This window comes from Embleya sp. NPDC059237 (assembly GCF_042754105.1).
In the GTDB taxonomy this organism is placed as follows: Bacteria; Actinomycetota; Actinomycetes; order Streptomycetales; family Streptomycetaceae; genus Embleya.
The window spans coordinates 133,577-152,675 of the sequence record NZ_JBHZAE010000016.1 but is presented as its reverse complement, the minus strand read 5'-3'; the positions used below and the strand labels follow the sequence as shown (position 1 = coordinate 152,675).

The window sequence follows — 19,099 nt, the reverse complement described above, 5'->3', positions numbered from 1 at the left end:
CGGGAGTTCGGCACGTGGATCATCGGGGCCCCGGCTCCGTCCGGCAATGTGCCGCCGCCTAATCTGTTGATCGACTCGGGAGGTCGATGGACATGGCGAACTACGCTCGTATGTACCGCTTCGGAGTGACGCCCTGGGAGTCGTACGGGAAAGCCTCGGGGGAGAGCATCGCGGCGGTACTCGCCCGTGAGGACGTCGACCGACCGCGACCGCTCGGCCGCGCGCTGGATCTGGGGTGCGGGCGCGGCCGGTTCACGCCGGAACTCGCCCGGCGGGGCTGGCAGGCCGTGGGCGTCGACTACGTGCCGGCCGCGATCGAGGCGGCCCGACAGCGGGGCGACGAAGGTGTCACCTACGTCGTGGGCGACGTGACCGACCTCGGGTCGGCCGATCTGGGAACCTTCGACCTCTTCGTCGACATCGGCTGCTTCCAGGGCTTCGACGCAGGCGCGCGGCAGGCCGTCGGCCGCGGGGTCACGGCACTGGCCGCGCCGGATGCCACGCTGCTGATCCTCGCGTTCGGCCCGAGCCGGTACCGCTCCTTCGTGGGCGGCACGAGTCGGGACGAGATCGAAGCCGCGTTCCCCGACTGGGAGTTGTCGACCGTCGAGCCGGCCCCCACGGCGGGCCTGGGCTGGCCGATGAACCGGACCAAACCCCAGTGGTTCCGGCTGCGCCGCCGATCCTGATCCGCGCGCGGATGCCGGCGCGCCGCAGACGGTGCCGCGGCGCGCCGTGCGTCTCGGCACCGGAGGCTACGACTCGCCGCTGATCCTGGCCGAGCCGATCGAGGCCGCGGCGATCGTCCTGGCGGCGGTCTGCGTCGAGGAGCCGGAGTTCAGCTCGGTCAGCGACGTCCGGTCGAGCGCGTGGACGACGAACTCGTAGGTGTTGACGGTCGACGGCGAGCAGGGCCCCTGGTAGCCGTACAGGCTCGCGCTGCCCCGGTAGTAGACCTGCCGTGCTCCCGCCGGCACCGATGGCCGGTAGGCGTGGTCGACGTTCTGGGGCAGCGAGGTGGTGCCGACCGGGATGTCGTAGATGACCCAGTGGATGAGGTTGGCGTTGTCGAGATCGCGCATGACGATCGCGTAGCTCTTGGCGGCGGCCGGCGCGCCCGACCAGGCCAGGGGTGGGGACTCGTTCCTCTTGGCCGGGTCGTGGCCGCCACCGCTGGTGCACTCGTGCACCTTGGGGATGAGGCCGCCGTCCGCGAACGCGGCGCTGGACAGGGCGAAGGCGTTGCGATCCGCCGGGGACGCCGGCGCCGACGATGCCGAGGATGCCGACGCGGTGACGGGCGAGAGGCCGACGGCCCAGGTGACGAGCAGGGCGCACAGCACGATTCGTGTGCTTCTCACTGGAGGCTCCCGTGGATGCTTGTGGCGTGCGGTGGATTCAGCCTAGGCATCCCGGATTCCGGCGGCCAACACCCCGCACGAAGGCCGAGTTTTCCATTTCGGTCAACATCTCAGCCGGATTCCCGTCCGACAACGAAGAGCCGGTGCCGATCGCGACGTCTACTCGGGATAGGTGTACTCGGCGCCCGGGCCGGCGGGGGAGGAGTAGCCGTTCGAGACCACGGTCACGTTCACGGTGCCGGGATCGGTCGGGCCGAGGGTGGGTGCCGGGGCGAGGGCGACGATTTGGGTGGGCTGGGTGCCGGGGAGGACTTCGGCGATGTTGTCGCCGAAGTAGACCTCGGCGTCGGAGCCGAAGTTCTCGCCGGTGATGGTGACCCGGGTCTTCTTCGCGCCGGCGCGCGGGTTGATGCCGGTGACCGCCACGGGGGCGGGGCCGTCGTAGGCGAAACGGGCGGCGGCGACGGCCGGGGACGTGCCCAGGTTGGTGGTGACGCGGACGGGGACGACGCCGGTGCCCATGTTCAGGGGCAGGTACACGGTGATCTGCGTGCCGTCGTCGGAGACGCCGAACCGGGGGCACGGCAGCGTCCCGAAGTCCACTTTGGTGTTGGCGCTGCCGATGCCCAGGCCGGTGCCGGTGATGACGACCGTGGTGCCCGGCGGGCCGACGTTCGGGCTGATGGAGGTCACCACCGGACCGGGCAGCACGTTGGGCGCGCCGAGCCAGTACAGATAGGTGGAGTTGGCGTGCTGGTAGGCGACCTGGGCCATGAAGTCCTGGAGGGACTTCCTGGTCGAGTACGGGTCGAAGGAGCCGATGATTCCGTATCGGGGGTTGAGCGCGCAGGGCGTGCCCGGTTGTACATAGACGTGGGGGCCGGGCAGGCCCGCGAGCGTCCCGATGATCGCCTTGACGTCGTTGGTCGCCGCCGGGCCGGGGGGATCGGGGTACCAATCCTTGGCGGCGGCAAGGGCGTTCCAGGCCTGCGGTACCAGGTCGAAGGTGTTGTAGTAGCGCTCGTTGGCGACGAAGGGCAGGGAATCGACGTAGGCGGCGAAGTCCGCGCCGCCGGCGGTGGGGGCGGCGAACGTGTGCAGCGCGAATCGCGGGGTCGTGTCCGACCAGGGCTGCGCCAGGAGGTACGGCGCGATCATGGTCGCGATGCAGCCGCCGAGGCTGTGGCCGATCACGCGCACCGTGGGGTTCGGGGGTGCCTTGGTGAATTGGTAGGCGAGTGCCTGGACCAGTGTGACGCCCACCGAGTCCATGGTCACGATCTGAGTGAACGCCTCCATCGCGCCCTCGGCGACCCACACCGGCTTCGGCGGCGAACCGACGGCGGTGAACGGAACCACCGTGCCGACGCCGAGATCTTCGAGCATGTCCGTCTCACTGGCGACCGTGCCACGGATGACGACGGCGAACTCGTTGACGCTGACGTTCTTGTTCTTGACGAGGTACGCCATGTTGGCGTTGTCCGGGCTCAGCGCAATCCACTGCAGACTCCAGCTGTTCGCGGTGGCGAGGGAGGCGTCGGCCAGTTGTTGCTGGATGCCCAGGAAGACGCGATTCGCGTGCTGCGACAGTGTCTCCCCCGATGGACGGGAGGGGGCCGCGCTCGCCGCGATGGCGGCCAGTGTCATGGCCACGGGGGCCGCGGCCGATGGGAGGGCTTGATCCGACATGCTCACTCTCCTGGCCCCCGATGGCACCGAAGCGGGTCCGAACCACGTTACGTTTCGGCGGTAGGGCCTGTGGGGATGCGAGGTTGCCCCGGTCGGGAATTCATACTTTCGGATCAGCCGCGTCGGGCCGCCTCGGGCCGTCTCGGGGTTTGTGCAGCCCTCGACGGGGCGTGTCGGCCGGTGCGGATAGGTTGGCCGTATGAGTCTTTCGCTGTCGTTGTTCCTGGTCGACCCCGAACTCCCGCGTGCCGTGGTGGGATCCGGTGATGTGCGGGTTCGTCGCGCGATCGGTGGGCGGTTCAAGCAGGAGATGTCGCAGGACGACGAATACTTCGCGCACGAGATCGAAAACGGTGCGCCGACGCGATACGAGGCGCTGACGGCGGTTGTGGAAGGCGGTCCGTTCGAGGAGCGGCACGCCTTCCAGTACGGGTACGCGTACCGGATGATCTGTGCCTTCCACGGGCGCCGGTTGTGGGGCAACAGCTTCTCGCCCTTCAAGTTCGCGTGGCTGGGGCACGTGGACGAGGCCCTGAAGTCCCTCGGCATCGAGGCCGTCACGGTGTCCGAATTCGGCTACGGCCTGCCCGAGCCGCTCCCGAACGCCGACCTCCCCGGCCACGGCGTCTGGACGCCGGATGCCTGCGCCACCGCCCTGTCCCAGTACGAGGCCGTCACCGAGGAACAACTCGCCACCCTGGACGGCGACCTCCGCGAGGCAGTCGAAGAAATAGGCACCTGGCTCCACGAATCCCGCACCCACCCGAGCCGCGGTATCACGGGCTTCCTGTCCTGACGCCCAGGGCACCCGTACCCGTGCCCGTGTCAGACTTCGGGCGTGGACATGGGGCGGGAATCGCGCTGGGAGAAGGACGCGATGACGGTGGAGATCGTGTTCGCCGTGGTGACGGCCGTCGTGGTGGCTGCGATCGTATTCGGCGCCGTGTTGCTGCCGACGCTGATCGCCGGTGTCTCCGGGCCCGCGAGAAACGTCCTGACCGCCATGGGAGCCGTCACGGGCGGCGCGGCCGGGCTATGGCGCGTGGTACGGGTACTGGTCCACTTCGACGCACGTCGGCACCAGGGACGCTGACCCGCACGCAGCCCCGCGGATCGAGGCCCGCCGGAGAAATGTCCTCGACCAGGCGGATGCCGGGGTGCCGCGCTACGGCCGTTGTCCGCTCGCGTGCCGCGTCGAAGTCGCCGTCCACCGGTTCCAACTCGGTGCCGAGGGCGCGGAGCGGGAGGCCACGACGGTGACGTCGAGCCCTCGGCGGCGCGCGGACCAGGCGAGGGCCTGGCCGAGGTTGCCCGCGCTCGCGCATACCGCCGCACGTGCGCCCGCGTCGGCGAGGCGGCTCGTGACCGGTTCGGCGCCTCGGCCCTCGAAGCTGCGGATCGGGTTCGCCGTTTCGAGCTTGATGCTCACCGCACACCCGAGGCCGGGTTCGAGCGCATCGCAGCGGTACAGCGGAGTGTCGAGAAAAACCGGGTCGATCACCCGCCGAGCCGCCCGGATCCGAGCCGTGTCGAGCCGCGTCCCTTGCACGGGACGACAGCGTAGTGCCGTGCGACGGGCAGACGTTGGGCGTTTGCCCGTCGTGCCATGCGCCCGGCGGCTATTCGGCGATGCGTGTGGAATAGCTCCAGCGGTAGAGCGGTAGGTGCGCGCCGTCCAACTCCACCGCGCCACCGGTGTATTCGTAATGTTCCCGCCCGTTGCGGAAGGCCACGGACACCTTTTCGGGTATGCCCGGTCCGTTTACCACCAAGACCGCCGGCATCTCGGGGATCCCACCCGTCAGAGCCACCCGCACCTCGTCGCCCGGATGGGTGGGAATCGCGCCACTGGTCATCGTCCACCTCGCATCTTCCACCTCGCATCACCCGTCACCGCGCAAGGCCGCACGGCGAGACCGACCGGGAGTTGCTCGCCCCGCAAGCACAACATCACCGCGGGTGTCCGGCACAGGGCGCACGAAGGCATCGTGGGCGCGCGGGCGGCCGGGAGAACGCCGCCATGCCTTCGATCACTTCTTCCACGCCCTTGCGCGTCCCACGAGAGAGCGTGTACGCCGCGAACACCGGCGTGCGCGACAGTGATTCCCGAGGCGGCGTGAGTGCGGCCGCATGGGGCAGACGTCCGGTCGACGGCGACCCGGCGAGAGGAGCATGACATGGCGGACCTGCGAGCGGTCGGGTGGGCACACTCCTTTCCGATCGGCGGCGGTGTGGAGGCGGGTCGGCGCTGGGCCCGGGAGCGGCTGGCCTGCCTGCCATGGACGGCGGACGCCCCGGAGACGGTGGACGACATCCTCCTCACGGTCTCGGAATTGATCACCAACGCCCACGTCCACGCGCACAGCACGGCCCGACTGGTCCTGGCCTGGGACAGCCGCTGCCTGAACGTCTACGTCGCCGACACGGGCCCCGGACTGCCGGCCCCGCGCGGCCCCGAGAGTCTCGCCACCTCGGGTCGGGGCCTGGCCATCGTCGACGCGATCGCCGACGAATGGCACACCCACCCCACCCCGCACGGCAAGGCCATCACGGCCTGCTTTCACCCACCTGGCACCTCTGCGCACGACGGATGAACCACCGCCGGCCCTCCGCGACCACCGTGCGAGCGGTCGCGGAGGGAGACGATCGGGCCGTGCTCAGATGCGTACGCAGGCGCCCACCGGCTCGCGCGACTCGGCCCAGGCGACAAGGGCCGCGTCGGCCAACGTGGGCACCCACATGTCGACGAGGGCCAGCTCCTCGTCGCGCGGGGCGGCCCCCACGCCCAGGACTCGCAGGCCCGCGCGCGAGGCGGACAGGATGCCGCAGTAGGAGTCCTCGACCGCAAGGCACACGGACGGCGGCGCGCCGCAGGCCCGCGCCGCCGCGAGATAGACGTCCGGGTCGGGCTTGGGACGCAACGTCGCGTCCGGGACCACGATGTCGGTGAAGTACGGAAGCAACCCGGCCTGCGCCAGCCCCGACTCCACGACGTCGCGCGGGCAATTGCTCGCCACCGCCAACGGCGCGAAGCCGGCCGCCAGACGTACCAGTTCACCCGCGCCCGGAATGGTCACGGGGGCGGCGGCGACCAACTTCCGGAAGTGGTCCAGAAGTTGCGCCGTCACCTGGTCGGCCTGGCCGGCGGACAGCCCGATCACCTCGGTCATGACCCGTCCACATTCGGTGAAATGCAGGCCCTTCGTGCGTTCGCCGAAGTCGTCCGGGGTGTCCATGCCGTATCCGCGCAGCACGAGTTCGCGTGCCTCTTCCCAGTGACACTCGCTGTCCATCAGCGTGCCGTCGCAATCGAAGACGATTGCCGCGGGAGTCCAGGAGAGAAGGGAGTTTCCTGCCATCGGTGAGCCATCCGATCGAGAGATGTGGATCCGGGGCGACATCCCGCCCGAGGCGTCGGCGGACGGGATTTGCCCCGAAACATAACGATCATTACGCTAGGTCGAATACGGTCCGTATTCAAACAACAGCGGATTGTCTGCGTGTCGACGTCGGGGTCAGCGGTAGCGCGCCGCCCCCAGGGCCGTGTACGCCCCGCCCTGCCGGAAGCGGAACGAGGCCTGTCGACCGTGGTGCAGCGTGCACTCGATCCGCGCGGGCGGGTCGAACTCGGTGAACAGGGGGGTACGCAGGCGAAATGCCGTCGGCCGAAGCAGTTCGCCGTCGCTCACCAGCGCGATCGCCTGCCGGGCGGCCTCGACGAGCACCATCCCGGGCACGTGGTCGCAGGGGTGATCGAAGAAGAACGGATGCAGCCGATCGGCCGGATCCACCTCCAGGACACCGCCGTCGGATTCGGCGACCAACACGTCCCGGGGCAGCGTCGCGTCCACCGCCTCCGGCGTCGGCCGTACACGCGAAGCCGCCGGGCGTGCCCCCGCAGCGCCCCGGCGCAGCGCCGCGTACGTGTCGGGGTTCAGAAAACGTGCGTTGCCCCCCGCGCGGGCGAAGGTCGTGTCGCCGACCGACAGCCGTACTCGCAGCCGTGCCCCCCACAATCCGCGGCCGTCGCGCGTGGAGCGGAAGTCGTCGACCTGCGCCAAACAGGTGATATCGCTTGCGCCACTCGTCGAACGTGGCTCCGCCGAGGCGTCGACACCGTAGAAAAGGTCCTTGATCAGGAAGTGTGCCTCCGGAGGCACCGCATAGAACTGCGCCGGAATGAAGATTCCGAGCTGACGGAGGGTTTCCAGGACCATCAGCCGACTATGGCCACCGTCGTCGGCGGGGCGAAACGTGGGATGCGAGCAGGGCCACTGGGCGGCGGCCAGGAAGGTCGTGCCCGCGACCCGGACCACGTCGGTGAGCAGCACCTCGGCCACCGACACTCGATGGACCGATTCCCGTTCCACCGTGCGCGACCAGCTCAGGAGCCTCGCCGACGAGCGCGAGGACGCCGTGTCGCCGCCAAAAGCAACCATGAATACAAGCAGAACCCAGGTGCCGGGAAGGTGCATGTCGTCTCCGCTCCACCCGTCGGGTGACGGCGCGCGTGGCCCGGCGATCCGGCCCGCCGGCGCGGCCCGAGGGCAGACGATTCCCACCCGGGCGTTCGAGTTGGAGGTAGGTGGCACGTGCAGGCACGGGCAGGGGCGACTCGCCGGTCTCTTCTGGAGACCGCGGCATGTCTGTTCCACGAGCGAGGTTTCGCGGGTACCAGCATCAGCGACATCGGCAACGCGTCGGGACTCACCAGCGGGGCCATCTATTTCCACTTCTCGAACAAGGACGCCCTGGCCCGCGCGGTCGTCGAGGCACACTTCGCCACGTGGCCGGTGTTGATCGAACGACACACCGGGACCGGCGTGCCGGCGGTGGTGGGCCTGGTGCGGTTGAGCTTCGACGTGGCCCGGGCGTTTCGGGACGATCCGCTCGTGCGCGGTGGTGCGCGGTTGTGGAGCGAGCGGTACGGGATCGACGCGACGCTGCCCGCGCCGTTCGTGGGCTGGATCGCCGCCGTGCGAGCCCTGCTGGAGCGGGCGCGGGAGGAGGGCGAACTCGCGGAGCGGATCGAGACCGCCGGGGCGGCGAAATCGATCATCCATGCGTTCTTCGGCCTGCATACGGTCTCCGACGCGCTCTCCGGCCGGGCCGACATCGAGAACGACCTCGCCGACCTGTGGCGGCTGCTCCTCCCGGCCCTGCTGGCAGATCCGGGCGCGGCGGAGGACACGTTGCGGCTCGCCCTGCCGGCCGTCGACGAGGTGCGGGCGTGAGGATCGGCGAACTTGCTCCGGGTTTCGCCGACTCGGCCGGTTGGGTGGAGGTATCCCGGGCAGCAGGGCCGAGAACCCGAACCGCGGGGCCGCGCCCCCTGGGCGCGGCCGGAAAGGAAGACATGGACTGGCGATCCGCCGCTGCCTGTACGCACGAAGACCCCGAACTGTTCTTCCCGGTCGGCAACTCCGGCCCGGCCAGAGAGCAGATCGACCAGGCGAAATCCGTCTGTCGACGGTGCCCCGTAATCGATCGTTGCCTCTCCTGGGCGATGGCGACCAAACAGGAGAGCGGTGTGTGGGGCGGCCTCAGCGAGGACGAACGCCGCGCGCAGCGCAGAAGAGACACCCGAAGGCACCACAACCGCCACGCGGCCTGAGCCGGGATCCCGCGTCGACGGTCACGGTTCCCGCTGTAGGCGTGCCTTGAACTGCCGCGTCGTCGGCGGCGGTACCGCCTGGGTGAAGTTGGCGAACGGTTCCGCGGCGGCGATCAGGGCCGCCAGGGCCGGGGAGGTCGCGGCGTCCGGGTGCGCGGTGAGCGCCTCGCGGGCCTGCACGATCGCAGCCCGCAGTTCCTCGTGGCGAGTGGTCGGCATCGCGGTTTCCCTCCCGGACGGGCACGAGGATCGTCCGACAGGTTCCGACCTCGGTACGGCAAACATTATCCGAGGCGGAGTACGCGAAAGCGGATACAACCCGGCTCCCACAGTCGTGGCGGAGCGGTCACGATGGGGCGATCGGCTCCCGAGGGGCCGGACGAGACGGCGCGACCCCGGCGCGAGGGGCGCGCCGGGGTCGCCGTGCTGCCGGTGGTTCGTGCGGTCGGTCCGGATGATCCGGGCCGGATTCGGACGGTCCGGGTCGGAGCCCGATGGTCGGGCCGGGATGGTCAGGCCCGGATGGTCCAGGTCAGACTCGTGCGCAGGATCTCGGCGATGGCGGGGTCACGGACCGAGTCGGTCGGGTCGACGACCACCACGGTCAACCGGTGCGGCCCCGGGCGACGCGGGTCGAGGCGCAGTTCCGAGACCTGCATCGTATCCTCCCGCGCCGGTGGCTTCAGCGGCTTGTCGTCGAGGTACCACCGCACCCGAAGCGGCCGCGCGGCCGGGCCGGTGGGCCGGGCCAGGGCGATGCGCGCGCTGTCCCCGGCTCGCAACGTCCGCGCCGTCGGGGTGAGGGCGTATGCCGCGGACGCGTGTCGGTGGAAACCGGCGATCATCGCCTCGACACCGGGCAGATTGAAGGGCTTGCCGGTGAAGCGCATCAGGGAGCCGTCCGTCGGCCGGTTCAGGCCGGTCACGTAGTAGCCGCCGCCCGTGTACGCGCCGACCGTGCCGCCGTCCGGTGAGGCCTGGCCCAGCCAGCGGTACCACTTGGCGTGGGTGCTCCGCATTCGCGCGGCGGACAGTTCGGTGATGTTGGACTCGCCCGGTTCGGGCCCGGTGTAGTGCTCGTAGCCGGGGACGCCGGGATAGAAGTACTCGTCGGCGAGCTTGCCGAGCGAGTGCCCCGTCTCGTGGATGGCGACCTGGCCAGACTGGGCGTTGTGCGCGGAGGAGGTGGCGATGCCCTCGTAACCGAGCGTCGGACTGGGCGTGTTGTAGCCGGCGCCGCCGTACTTGGCGCTGTTGGCGAGCACCATCACCAGGTCGACGGCGGGGGCGTTGTCGACGTACGCGTCGACCTTGGCCTCGTCGACGCACAGCAGCCGTTCGGTGTTCTCGCACCAGAAGTAGGATCCGAGTGCCGTGTCCCGGACCACGTCCCGGGACGGATCGCCGGACACTCCGGACTGGCGGGAGACCGCGTCCACCGCCCAGACGTTGAAGAGGTCGGCGTACGTGGTGTACGGCTCGACGGCCACGATCTCCGCCCAGCGCTCCCTGACGTCCGTGTGGAATTGCGCGAGTTCGCCCGCGGTGTAGCCGTCGCCGACGAAGACGATGTCGAGGCGGTTCGCGGTGGGGCCGTTGTCGACGACCTTGGTGACCGTGCCGTCGCCCGGCGCGGTTTCGGAGGAGAGGGCGCCCGGTGGCGATCCGTCCCTGCCCCGCCGGGAGACCCAGGTGTACCCGGAGCCCGCCTCGGTGTGTGGTTGCGCGAGCGCGGTGGGTCCCGCGGTTTCGGGGCCGGGGATCTCGACTTGGACCCGGTCGGCGGTCGGTGTGCCCGCGGCGGCACCGGCGGCCGCACCCGGGGCGGTGACGACGGCGCACACGAAAGCGACGGCCGCGGCGGCCGCCGGCATGGATGTGCGAAGGGATGTACTCGATCTGCGCAAGGGATTCTCCTTGGCACGCGAGGGGAGATAGATCCGGACTTCAGTGAATCCAAGTCCGAACTTAAGCTAAACGTCGGGGCGTTGCCGCACAATGCCTCGGGGCGAGGAACAACCGCAGGGGGTACTCGATGGACGAGCCGGCCGCGATCGGAAGACGCATCCAACGCATGCGCAACCAACTGGGGTTGACACAACGTCAGCTCGCCGAGCCGAGGTACACCGCGGCCCACATCTCCACCCTGGAATCGGGCAAGGCTCGTCCTTCGGAGGCCGCCCTGCGCTTCCTCGCGGGGCAACTCGGCACCACGTACGAGGAGCTGACCACGGGTCACCCCGCCCATCTCGCCACGGAACTGCGCCTCGCGCTCACCGACGCGCAGCGCCTGCTCGCCACCGGCACCCCCGAGCAGGCCGCCCTGCGCTACGGGGAACTGCTCGCCGAGGCCGAGCGGCTGGCGCTGCCGGCCGAGCAGGCCACCGCCCGGATCGGACTCGGTGAGTGCGCGCTGGTGACCGGGGAACCGGCGCGGGCGCGCGCCCACTTCGAGGCGGCCGAGCGGCAACTCGCCGGCGAACCCGCGCCGCGCCGGGCCCGCGCGATCCGCGGCCGGGCCGTGGCCCACTTCCTGGCCGGAGAACTCCGCTACGCGTGCTACGTGTTGGAGACCGCCTTGGCCGAACTCGCCGCCGATGACCTGCACGACCCCGACGCGCTCGTCCTGCTGCACGCCGCATCCATCGCGCCCTACATGGACATGGGGGCGTACGTCCGCGCCGCGCACGCCGCCGAGGTCGCCCTCGCGCTGGCGCCCCGGGTCTCCGATCCCGCCCTGGTGGCCGGGATGCACCGCAGCGTCGCCCGCACGCTGCTCGCGGAGGGCCGCATCGCCGACGCGGACGCCTCGCTGGCCAAGGCGCAGGAGCTGTACCGGCAACTGCAGCTGCGGACCGAACTCGCCCACTGCCACTGGATGCGCGGCTACGTCCACGCCCAGCACGACGCGCTCGACGCCGCCGAGGCCGAACTGCGCACCGCGCGCGAGATGCTGGTGGCCCGGCACGCCCGACTGTTCACCGCCCAGGTCGAGGTGGAACTGGCCGACGTACTGCGCCGCCTCGGCAGGCACGAGGAGGCGCGGGAGCTGTTGTCGGGCGTGCTCGATCTCGACGACACTCGCGGTGCGGTGCACGCGGCGGGCGCCCATCGACTGCTCGGGTTGATGGCCGAGGAGCGGGGCGAGCCGGAACGCGCCGAGGAGCACTACGTCGGCGCGCTCGGCTTCCTCGAACGCAGCGGCGCGGCGGGGGACTTGGCCGACCTGTGCATGCTCCTGGGCGACCTGCTGCGCCGCATGGGCCGCACCGAAGCCGCGATGGACGCCTACCGCACGGGCCTGCGCAACCGGGCGACCCCGGGCACCACGACACTCGGACCGGCCCTCGGCCGGCCGGCACCGTACGGGGATGCGGGGGACGGGTCGGCGCCGGCGTACCCGTTCGTGCTCTGACCTCCGAACCCCATCAACTTTTGTTGACGGCTCGACGATCCATCAACTAAAGTTGATGTGTGATCGACGCCAAGGACGTTCCCTCGCCCGAGCAACCCGAGGACGCGTTCGCGGCCGTGGTCGCACTGCGCGGCCTCGCCGCGGCGCTGGAGCGGGCGGCGGTGGACCACGCCCTCGCCCAGGGCTGGACCTGGAACCACATCGGCCAGGCCCTGGGCATGAGCGCCCAGGCCGCCCACAAACGACTGTCACCCTCCCGGCGAACGCCACCACCCCAGGACCGGTGATCCACCGGCCCGGCAAGGAGATCCACCGTGGGCATCCGCACCGCGATACACGACATGGGCATGATGAAGCGTCTCCTCACCGGCGCCGAGGAGCAGGCTCGCGCGCTGGGCGAGGAAACACCCGGCCCCGAGCACCTGCTCCTGGCCGCCCTCACGCTCCCCGACGACTCCGCCCGTACCGCGTTGGCCGCATCCGGCGCCACCGTCGAGGACGTCCGCCGCGCCCTGGCCGAATCCCACGCCGCCGCGCTGCGCTCGGTGGGCATCGCCACCGACACGATCCCCGCCCCCACGCCCGCCCCCGCCCCACGCGGACCGTACCGAGCCTCCGGCACCGCGAACGAGGTATTCCAACGCGCGACGGCCCTGGCCAAGGCCGACCGCCCCAAAAACCTGCGCACGGCCCACGTCCTGATCGCGGTGGCCGAACTCGAACACGGCACGGCCGCCCGCGCGCTGCGCACCCTCGACATCGCCCCCCAAACCCTGATCGAAGCCGCCCACGCAGCCATCCGCACCCGGTAGCCGGCCACCCCGAGCAACTCCGGCGCGGGCGCTGTCGGGCCCCGGATGAACCGGAAACCCTTTTTTGCCGCCGAGTTCGTCCATGGCTCGGAAGGCGAGGACATGTACGCGGACTTCTCCACCCGACCCGTTCTCGCGCTCCGAACCCTGTCCCGATTGCGCGAAGAGGGGTCGGGTTGCGCGGGGGGAGCGGGGGCGAAAATTGTTTCGACCGGTGACCTGTACGGTGTTTTTCGGCCGGTGCCGAAAGGTGCGTTCACGGCCTTGAACGAAGGGTTACGGGATTTGAAAGTCACGGGGAAGCGCCGAATATCGTTGGTCGCCGCATTCGCGGCGACCGCTGCGATCGTCGGTGGATTGCAACTTTCGGGCGCGGCGTTCGGCGACCAGGACGGCGATGCCCAACCGGATCCGGTGCCGGTTCAGCAGGCGCTGGACGGGGTCGAGGCGCCCGACTCCGGCTGGTCGGATGTCGACGGCACCACGTTCGTCAATGGCCGGATGACGATTCCGCCGCTCGCTCCCGCTCGGCAGCGTACGGCCGTCGCCGCCGCCGCGGCCGCGCCGTCCGGGCTCGGGTGGAAGTCGGCCGGCGCGGCGAAGCTGCTGTCGACCGGCTACACGATCAAGTTCTACGATCAGAAGTCGGTCGACTGGCTGGCGCCGTATGTCAAACGCTCCGCCGCCGAGATCCAGCACGAGACGGCGCTGCCGATCACGGTCGACACCAAGCCGGTCGGTCACGACTACGTCCGTCCCAAGGGCGAGATCGTGATCGGCGCGTTCCTGAACCCGTGTGTGACGACCACCGACGGCAGTCCGTGGAAGGTCGTCATGGACGGATCCGGGACGCCGGGGTGGAGTTGCGGGTTCCACTCGCGCAGCACTCCGGACACGGTCACCAGCGGGCACGCGTACATCAACACGTCCTTCTTCACCGCCGACGGCAAGCCCACCGCGCGCTTCGGCGAGGTCGGCATGCGGAACCACGTCAGCCACGAACTGGGCCACACCCTGGGTCTGGCGCACGCCGACGACGCGCCCGGGAAGTGCGCCAAGGGCACCGACTCGGGTGAGAACCCGGTCATGTGCACGCTTCTGAACGCCTACCCGGACTCCCGAGCCGGCCAGTACGTGCAGCAGTTCGACGTCCAGGGGCTCCGCACGCTGGCCGCCGCGGCCGGTGCTCCGGTGCCCCCGCAGGGCAGGATCACCGGAATCGCCGGGAAGTGCCTGGACGTCAAGGGCGGCAAGCCGGCCAACAGCACCCAGATCCAGATCTACACCTGCAACACCGGCCCGGGCCAGTCCTGGATCCTGTACCCGGACGGCACGCTGCGCTCGATGGGCAAGTGCCTGGACGACGCGCGCAACGCGTTCGCCGACGGCACCAAGATCTCGCTGTACGACTGCAACGGCAGTGCCGCGCAGAAGTGGCGGCTCGACGCCAAGGGCCGCATCGTGCACGTGGCGAGCGGCAAGGTCCTGGACGTGAAGGGCGGAAGCACCGCGAACAGCACCGTGGTGCAACTCCATTCCGCCAACACGGGCAAGGGGCAACTCTGGAACGTCCCCAAGTAGTCGGGTGACGTGGCACGAACGAGGCGGTCCGGGTCGGATCCACCGACCCGGGCCGTCGCGCGTCCGGACCACGTCCGGGCGCGGCGGGCACGGGACTTCGTCGGTCGGCGACCGGGCACCGGCCGCTTCGGCGTCCGGATGCGCACGCGCCGGTCGGCTCAGGGGCCGGCCGGGCGAGCCCGGAAGGCCAAGGCGGCCTGGCGGGCGAGGCGTCGGCAGGTTCGTTCCCCGGTCGGATCGATGCCCAAGGCGCGGTTGTGGTGCAGGCACAGGAGCGCGTCCAGGATGGCGTCGGTGTCGGTATCGATGGGCAGCAGCTCGCGGTAGGCGGCCAGGGCGTGTGCGCGGGCTGCCCAGGCTGCGGTCAACTCCGGTGGCAGGCAGGCAAGATCGACGCCGTCGGCGGTGATCCGGGCCGGGACGGTGTCCGCGATCGCCCGCTCCACCTGCGGCGCCGCGCCGATCGCTTGCGCGGCCAGGCGCCGCATGCCCTCGCCGGGGTCGCCGTGGAAGGCGCAGGCGATGCCCACCATCGACAACGCGGCCCACGCGACGGGCGCGAGGTCGATCGTGGGCGCGTGCGCGAGCCACGTGGCCACCGTGCGCGAGTCGGCGGCGAAGACCCGCTCGGCCGCCGCCATGGCCGCTCCGGCGCCGTAGCGGCCGACTTCGGGCCGGTAGGTGTCCAGCACGAGATGCGACGCGGCCCGCCCGGCGCGCAAGTCCCGCGTCCATTGCTCGATTGCTGCCATCACCGCGGCCCGGTCGTGCGGGTCCGGGGTGTGGATGTACAGCCGGAGATGGTCCCGCTCGTGGGTGCCGCGGTGGCGTACGAACCACCGGGCGCGGTCCCGGTCCAGGGTGGCCGCGAGTTCGGGCAGGCGGTGGGCGATGATCTCGTCGAAGCGCTCGGGGTGCGCGTGGATCTTCGCGTACACCCACTCCTCGCTCGCCGATCCGGGCGCCGCGCCACACACCGGGTCGGTCGCGAGCCCCGGCAGGCCGATCAACGGCGAGGGCGCGGGCGGTCGGCGGGCGACCAGGGGGAGGGCGATCTCGTGGACATGACCGCCGATCCACCCGAACTCGGCGGCCGACGCGGCCTCGTGCACGATCGCGTGCCCGCGCTTTGCCAGGTGGCCGCGCAACAGTTCGGCGTGCGCGGGCTCGTCCAGGGACAGGCGCAGGGTGCGGTCGGTGGCGTCGCGCAACTCGACGGTGTCCGGGCACTTCCAACGGGTGCGCCAGACCTTCAGGGCGAGTCGCCACGAGTTCCCGTCGGCGCTCGCGGCCGGCAGGTCGTCCCCGGTCAGCCGCCATCGCCCGGGGGAGAGCACCGAGCGTCCGTACCGCACCCTCGGTAGCCAGGGCAGGAGTTGCGCCCGCGGCCCCCAGTCGAACTCGTACCACTGGGCCCCCAACGCACGCGGCAGCCGGGCGACGAATCGGGCGAGCGGGGACACCTGTCGGTGCAGGGCGAGGGCATGGAACACCTGTGGCTCCACGACGACATGCCGTGAGCGGTCGACCAGGTGCAGGCCGGTCGAGGTGGCCAGCACGGCGAAGTCCCGCACATCCACCGCGATGTGCGGGTCGTCGAGGCCACGGTGTTCGCCCAGGGAGAGCACATGGGGCAGATAGCCGGGGACACGGCCGACGTTCTGCGCATGGGCGTACACCGGTGGGGTGGCCAACTGCACCCGCAACGCGCCCTCGGTCGCGGGCGGCAGCGTGCGGTACACGTCTTCCAGGCCCGAACCGCTCGCCGTCGGGGTGAACCGCGAGGTGATCGTCCCGGCCATGCCCGCCGGCGCGACCACGAGGGTGAACTCTCCACGATCCAACGCCCGGACGCTGTGCGCGTGTACGCGCGCGGACAGTTCGAGGTGCGGAGGTATGCGCCACTCGTCGAAGCCCGTGCCGTCGGCCAGGGTACGAATGTCCGCGTCGGTCAACACGACCTCGCCGACGCCGACCCCGTCCGCCATGGCCTCCCACGCCATCGCGAGCAGACGGTCGTCGCGCGGCGTCGCCGTCTCGGCCGGCGCGACCTCCGTGGCGGCGGTGGGGTAGCCGGCGGGATAACCGAGCCCGGTGTCCGGGTCGACGACGTCGTCCAGGGGCACCGCCGCCCCGACGCCGTACCGGTCGACGAACGCGGCATGGTAGGCCCGCCACGCGGACTCGCCCGCCGGCCGACGCGTCGTACGCAACAACGCGCTCGCGGCCCGCTCCATCTCCCACGCCACCGCATGGGGAACGGCGACCCGGCAGTCGAGCCGCGTATCCACGCCGAGCGCGGTACGGCCCGCATCGGACAACGTCCGCATCCGCACACCCAGATCGGCCCGCAGCGCGGCACGGTCGGCGAGCGACGCCTCGTTGTGTCGGCGCACCCGCTCGGCCACCAGCCGCAACCCGACCACCAGCGGGGCGACCGCGGGCACCGCGTCCGCGTGCACCCGCCGGAGTTCGTCCACGAGTCGCGCGAGCGGATCGGTGACGGTCATCGGCGCGCGCAACGCGCTGATCAGGAAGCCGCGCCGCAGGAGATCGGCCGACAGGGCCTCGATCCGGGCGCGGTCGACCCGGGAGAACACCTCGGCCACGGCATCGACGAGCGCACCGAAGCGCACCGGTGAAGCCGCCGCCTCCCGCGCCGCGAGCACGGCCCGGGTACGGCGCACGCTCACCCGGAACGGGCCGTTCGCCAGTTCCAACCGGTCGCCCCGCTCGATGACCGGCCGGCTGAAGACCACGTCCACGCGGGCCAACAGCTCCGGGCACGCCTCCAGCCGGTCGACGATGTCGCATAGCCATTCGGTGTCGACCCGGGCCATCGGCCGATGCTCGGTCCCCCAGTCGACCCACGTGTGCGAGCCCACGGTCAACGGTGCGACACCGGCGAACAGGCCGAAGGGCGTGGGGCGTCCGGCGCTGCGCAGCACATAGCGGACCACGGCGGCGGTCGCCCGGCGCACTCGCTTGGGGTCACCGTCGTCGGTGCCGGCGATCAGCGCCTCGACCCGGCGCGCGAGAGTCGGGCCGGCCGCGGTGATGCCGGCGGCGAGCCCGGGCCGCGACCACGTCCGCCGCAACCACGCCACACAGTCGGGTACTTCGTCCAGGTCGGGCCACCGCGTGGGGATCTCGCCCAGCGGCGTCACCGCCGCCCGCAGCAGCGCGACCCCGGTGCTGCGGTAGAGCTGCGTCCCGTCCGACACACGATCCTCCGAGGGTGAGCCGAAACACCACTGATCGACTACTGCCTACCCGGGTGTTCGGCGCGAGGATCGGGAAGAATCACGCCCATGGTCTCGGTATTGCAGAATGTGGCGATCGACTGTGCGGATGCCTACGAGTTGGCCCGGTTCTGGAGTGGGGTGACCGGCCGTCCGCTGCATCCGGAGGACAAACCGGGCGCGCGGGAAACCGAGGTGCAACTCGCGGAAGGGCCGGTGTTGTACTTCAACCAGGTACCCGAGGCCAAGACGGTCAAGAACCGGGTGCATCTGTGTCTGCGCCCCGAGACCTCGCGCGACGAAGAGGTGGAGCGACTGCTCGGCCTGGGGGCCGGCTTGTTCGCCGACCACCGGAATCCGGACGGCTCGGGCTGGGTGATCCTCGTCGATCCCGAGGGCAACGAATTCTGTGTGCTGCGCAGCGCGGCCGAACGAGCCGCGATGGATACCTGACGAATCCGCCGGCCCATTACCCTGTCGGAATACGGACGGGATTCCTTTATCCATATGCGGGAGATCACGCAGCGGAACAAATTGCTGTATCAATTCGGTCCGGTGGTATGCTGGCGAGGTGCGTAAAGATGCTCGTGAAGACGATTCGGTGATCACGGGAATGCCGCATATCCCCGCATTGCTGTTGGTCGGCGCGGAGGATGCCGGCCTCGATCGCACGAACCAGGCCTACCGGGCGATCAGACGCCAGCTCATCGATCTGACGCTGTCGCCCGGTAGCAGCTTCACCGAGACCTCGCTCGCGCGGCAGTGGGACATCAGCAAGACGCCGGTGCGCGAGGCGCTGGCCCGATTGCGGCGCGACGGGCTCGTGGCGGCCCTGCCGCGCGCGGGTTATGTCGTCAGGCCCATCACGCTTCAGGACACCGACGACCTCTGCGGATTGCGCACGCTGCTGTCCGGCGAAGCCGCGTCCGCGGCGGCACGCCGAGGTGTCGACGGGCCCGCACTGGAGCGGCTCGAAGTGTTGTCCCGGGTGCATTTCGCGCTCGCGGCGGGCGAGTTGGGACAGGAGGAGGCACTGCGGGCCTCGATCGAATTCGAGGCCATCATCGCCAACTCCGGCGGCAACACCCGGCTGGCCAAGGCGATCGTCGACGTACTCGACGAACTGGAACGGGTCCTGCGGATGGCCGCGCTGATCGCCCCCGACGCCGCGAGCCCGCCCGGAGAACTGGCGGCCGTCTTCGAAGGGCTGCGCGCGCGGGACGTGGCCGGCACCCACGAGGCGATGCGCAGCCGATGCGAGCGCGTACACCGCGACGTGCTCCAGGTCCTGGCCCGAAGCGCCTCCGTCAACAAGGCCCCCATCGAGATGCCCACGTCGCCACTGCCGCCGGCCTAGCCAGGACTCGACGACACAGCCTGCGTGG

20 protein-coding genes and 1 pseudogene are annotated in these 19,099 nt (G+C 70.6%); 12 read left to right on the top strand and 9 right to left on the bottom strand.

The genetic code is table 11. The features are described from left to right. Positions 1–92: 92 nt before the first annotated feature. Positions 93–689, top strand: a complete 597-nt coding sequence (locus ACFXKZ_RS38255) for a class I SAM-dependent methyltransferase (RefSeq protein WP_380007808.1) — start codon at positions 93–95, stop codon at positions 687–689. 66 nt (positions 690–755) lie between these two features. Here the strand turns inward: ACFXKZ_RS38255 and ACFXKZ_RS38250 are convergent, their stop codons facing one another. Beyond that, complete coding sequence (locus ACFXKZ_RS38250; protein ID WP_380007805.1) at positions 756–1,361, bottom strand: YbhB/YbcL family Raf kinase inhibitor-like protein; 606 nt, start codon at positions 1,359–1,361, stop codon at positions 756–758. Positions 1,362–1,520: 159 nt separating this feature from the next. Further along, positions 1,521–3,050 (bottom strand): IPT/TIG domain-containing protein, encoded by a 1,530-nt coding sequence (locus tag ACFXKZ_RS38245; protein ID WP_380007802.1) that lies wholly within the window; start codon positions 3,048–3,050, stop codon positions 1,521–1,523. 199 nt (positions 3,051–3,249) lie between these two features. Here ACFXKZ_RS38245 and ACFXKZ_RS38240 point away from each other — a divergent pair, with 199 nt between their 5' ends. Together ACFXKZ_RS38240 and ACFXKZ_RS38235 are read left to right on the top strand one after the other, a co-directional pair. Further along, positions 3,250–3,846 carry a hypothetical protein gene (locus ACFXKZ_RS38240; protein WP_380007799.1) on the top strand — a complete coding sequence of 199 codons (597 nt, stop codon included), beginning with the start codon at positions 3,250–3,252 and terminating at the stop codon, positions 3,844–3,846. Between the two features lie 42 nt (positions 3,847–3,888). Beyond that, positions 3,889–4,143 carry a DUF6332 family protein gene (locus tag ACFXKZ_RS38235; RefSeq protein WP_380007796.1) on the top strand — a complete coding sequence of 85 codons (255 nt, stop codon included), beginning with the start codon at positions 3,889–3,891 and terminating at the stop codon, positions 4,141–4,143. Positions 4,144–4,183: 40 nt separating this feature from the next. On the opposite strand, the pseudogene ACFXKZ_RS38230 reads toward ACFXKZ_RS38235, so the two are convergent. Together ACFXKZ_RS38230 and ACFXKZ_RS38225 are read right to left on the bottom strand one after the other, a co-directional pair. Next, positions 4,184–4,599, bottom strand: a pseudogene (locus tag ACFXKZ_RS38230) (pyridoxal-phosphate dependent enzyme); the annotation flags it as partial. A 70-nt stretch (positions 4,600–4,669) separates the two neighbouring features. After that, complete coding sequence (locus tag ACFXKZ_RS38225; protein WP_380007793.1) at positions 4,670–4,906, bottom strand: DUF5988 family protein; 237 nt, start codon at positions 4,904–4,906, stop codon at positions 4,670–4,672. Positions 4,907–5,227: 321 nt separating this feature from the next. On the opposite strand from ACFXKZ_RS38225, the gene ACFXKZ_RS38220 reads away from it, so the two are divergent. Continuing rightward, positions 5,228–5,644 (top strand): ATP-binding protein, encoded by a 417-nt coding sequence (locus tag ACFXKZ_RS38220; RefSeq protein WP_380007790.1) that lies wholly within the window; start codon positions 5,228–5,230, stop codon positions 5,642–5,644. 63 nt (positions 5,645–5,707) lie between these two features. Here the strand turns inward: ACFXKZ_RS38220 and ACFXKZ_RS38215 are convergent, their stop codons facing one another. Then, positions 5,708–6,409 carry an HAD family hydrolase gene (locus tag ACFXKZ_RS38215; protein WP_380007787.1) on the bottom strand — a complete coding sequence of 234 codons (702 nt, stop codon included), beginning with the start codon at positions 6,407–6,409 and terminating at the stop codon, positions 5,708–5,710. 156 nt (positions 6,410–6,565) lie between these two features. Next, the gene (locus ACFXKZ_RS38210) at positions 6,566–7,489 is read right to left on the bottom strand and encodes a ScbA/BarX family gamma-butyrolactone biosynthesis protein (RefSeq protein ID WP_380007784.1); all 924 of its coding nucleotides are present in this window, start codon (positions 7,487–7,489) and stop codon (positions 6,566–6,568) included. Positions 7,490–7,642: 153 nt separating this feature from the next. Here ACFXKZ_RS38210 and ACFXKZ_RS38205 point away from each other — a divergent pair, with 153 nt between their 5' ends. Continuing rightward, entirely contained in the window at positions 7,643–8,284 is a 642-nt protein-coding gene (locus ACFXKZ_RS38205) for a ScbR family autoregulator-binding transcription factor (RefSeq protein WP_380007781.1), read from the top strand. A 122-nt stretch (positions 8,285–8,406) separates the two neighbouring features. After that, positions 8,407–8,664, top strand: a complete 258-nt coding sequence (locus ACFXKZ_RS38200) for a WhiB family transcriptional regulator (protein ID WP_380007778.1) — start codon at positions 8,407–8,409, stop codon at positions 8,662–8,664. 21 nt (positions 8,665–8,685) lie between these two features. Here ACFXKZ_RS38200 and ACFXKZ_RS38195 read toward each other — a convergent pair whose 3' ends face one another. After that, positions 8,686–8,883, bottom strand: coding sequence for a hypothetical protein (locus ACFXKZ_RS38195; RefSeq protein WP_380007776.1), 198 nt, complete (start codon positions 8,881–8,883; stop codon positions 8,686–8,688). 293 nt (positions 8,884–9,176) lie between these two features. Further along, positions 9,177–10,571: a M64 family metallopeptidase gene (locus ACFXKZ_RS38190; protein WP_380007773.1), complete on the bottom strand. Its 1,395-nt coding sequence runs from the start codon at positions 10,569–10,571 to the stop codon at positions 9,177–9,179. A 128-nt stretch (positions 10,572–10,699) separates the two neighbouring features. Between ACFXKZ_RS38190 and ACFXKZ_RS38185 the strand changes: the two genes are divergently transcribed. The 4 genes from ACFXKZ_RS38185 to ACFXKZ_RS38170 all read left to right on the top strand — a co-directional run bounded on the left by ACFXKZ_RS38185 (position 10,700) and on the right by ACFXKZ_RS38170 (position 14,472). Further along, positions 10,700–12,079, top strand: coding sequence for a tetratricopeptide repeat protein (locus ACFXKZ_RS38185; protein ID WP_380007769.1), 1,380 nt, complete (start codon positions 10,700–10,702; stop codon positions 12,077–12,079). Between the two features lie 59 nt (positions 12,080–12,138). Further along, on the top strand, positions 12,139–12,366 hold the full coding sequence (locus ACFXKZ_RS38180; RefSeq protein WP_078982148.1) for a hypothetical protein: 228 nt from the start codon (positions 12,139–12,141) through the stop codon (positions 12,364–12,366). 27 nt (positions 12,367–12,393) lie between these two features. Beyond that, the gene (locus ACFXKZ_RS38175) at positions 12,394–12,891 is read left to right on the top strand and encodes a Clp protease N-terminal domain-containing protein (protein WP_380007766.1); all 498 of its coding nucleotides are present in this window, start codon (positions 12,394–12,396) and stop codon (positions 12,889–12,891) included. Positions 12,892–13,248: 357 nt separating this feature from the next. Next, the gene (locus tag ACFXKZ_RS38170; RefSeq protein WP_380007763.1) at positions 13,249–14,472 is read left to right on the top strand and encodes a ricin-type beta-trefoil lectin domain protein; all 1,224 of its coding nucleotides are present in this window, start codon (positions 13,249–13,251) and stop codon (positions 14,470–14,472) included. A 158-nt stretch (positions 14,473–14,630) separates the two neighbouring features. Here ACFXKZ_RS38170 and ACFXKZ_RS38165 read toward each other — a convergent pair whose 3' ends face one another. Further along, positions 14,631–17,696, bottom strand: a complete 3,066-nt coding sequence (locus ACFXKZ_RS38165) for a lantibiotic dehydratase (RefSeq protein WP_380007760.1) — start codon at positions 17,694–17,696, stop codon at positions 14,631–14,633. Positions 17,697–17,783: 87 nt separating this feature from the next. On the opposite strand from ACFXKZ_RS38165, the gene ACFXKZ_RS38160 reads away from it, so the two are divergent. Both ACFXKZ_RS38160 and ACFXKZ_RS38155 read left to right on the top strand, forming a co-directional pair. Continuing rightward, positions 17,784–18,167, top strand: coding sequence for a VOC family protein (locus ACFXKZ_RS38160; RefSeq protein ID WP_380007757.1), 384 nt, complete (start codon positions 17,784–17,786; stop codon positions 18,165–18,167). A 118-nt stretch (positions 18,168–18,285) separates the two neighbouring features. Beyond that, entirely contained in the window at positions 18,286–19,071 is a 786-nt protein-coding gene (locus ACFXKZ_RS38155; protein ID WP_380007754.1) for a GntR family transcriptional regulator, read from the top strand. Positions 19,072–19,099: the final 28 nt, after the last annotated feature.

What these genes read in the sequence shown, in the direction of transcription:
- ACFXKZ_RS38240 (WP_380007799.1), top strand. Translation starts at nt 3,250, where the DNA reads ATGAGTCTTTCGCTGTCGTTGTTCCTGGTCGACCCCGAACTCCCGCGT.
- ACFXKZ_RS38185 (WP_380007769.1), top strand. Translation starts at nt 10,700, where the DNA reads ATGGACGAGCCGGCCGCGATCGGAAGACGCATCCAACGCATGCGCAAC.
- ACFXKZ_RS38255 (WP_380007808.1), top strand. Translation starts at nt 93, where the DNA reads ATGGCGAACTACGCTCGTATGTACCGCTTCGGAGTGACGCCCTGGGAG.
- ACFXKZ_RS38220 (WP_380007790.1), top strand. Translation starts at nt 5,228, where the DNA reads ATGGCGGACCTGCGAGCGGTCGGGTGGGCACACTCCTTTCCGATCGGC.
- ACFXKZ_RS38215 (WP_380007787.1), bottom strand. Translation starts at nt 6,409, where the DNA reads ATGGCAGGAAACTCCCTTCTCTCCTGGACTCCCGCGGCAATCGTCTTC.
- ACFXKZ_RS38160 (WP_380007757.1), top strand. Translation starts at nt 17,784, where the DNA reads ATGGTCTCGGTATTGCAGAATGTGGCGATCGACTGTGCGGATGCCTAC.
- ACFXKZ_RS38225 (WP_380007793.1), bottom strand. Translation starts at nt 4,906, where the DNA reads ATGACCAGTGGCGCGATTCCCACCCATCCGGGCGACGAGGTGCGGGTG.
- ACFXKZ_RS38195 (WP_380007776.1), bottom strand. Translation starts at nt 8,883, where the DNA reads ATGCCGACCACTCGCCACGAGGAACTGCGGGCTGCGATCGTGCAGGCC.
- ACFXKZ_RS38210 (WP_380007784.1), bottom strand. Translation starts at nt 7,489, where the DNA reads ATGGTTGCTTTTGGCGGCGACACGGCGTCCTCGCGCTCGTCGGCGAGG.
- ACFXKZ_RS38245 (WP_380007802.1), bottom strand. Translation starts at nt 3,050, where the DNA reads ATGTCGGATCAAGCCCTCCCATCGGCCGCGGCCCCCGTGGCCATGACA.
- ACFXKZ_RS38200 (WP_380007778.1), top strand. Translation starts at nt 8,407, where the DNA reads ATGGACTGGCGATCCGCCGCTGCCTGTACGCACGAAGACCCCGAACTG.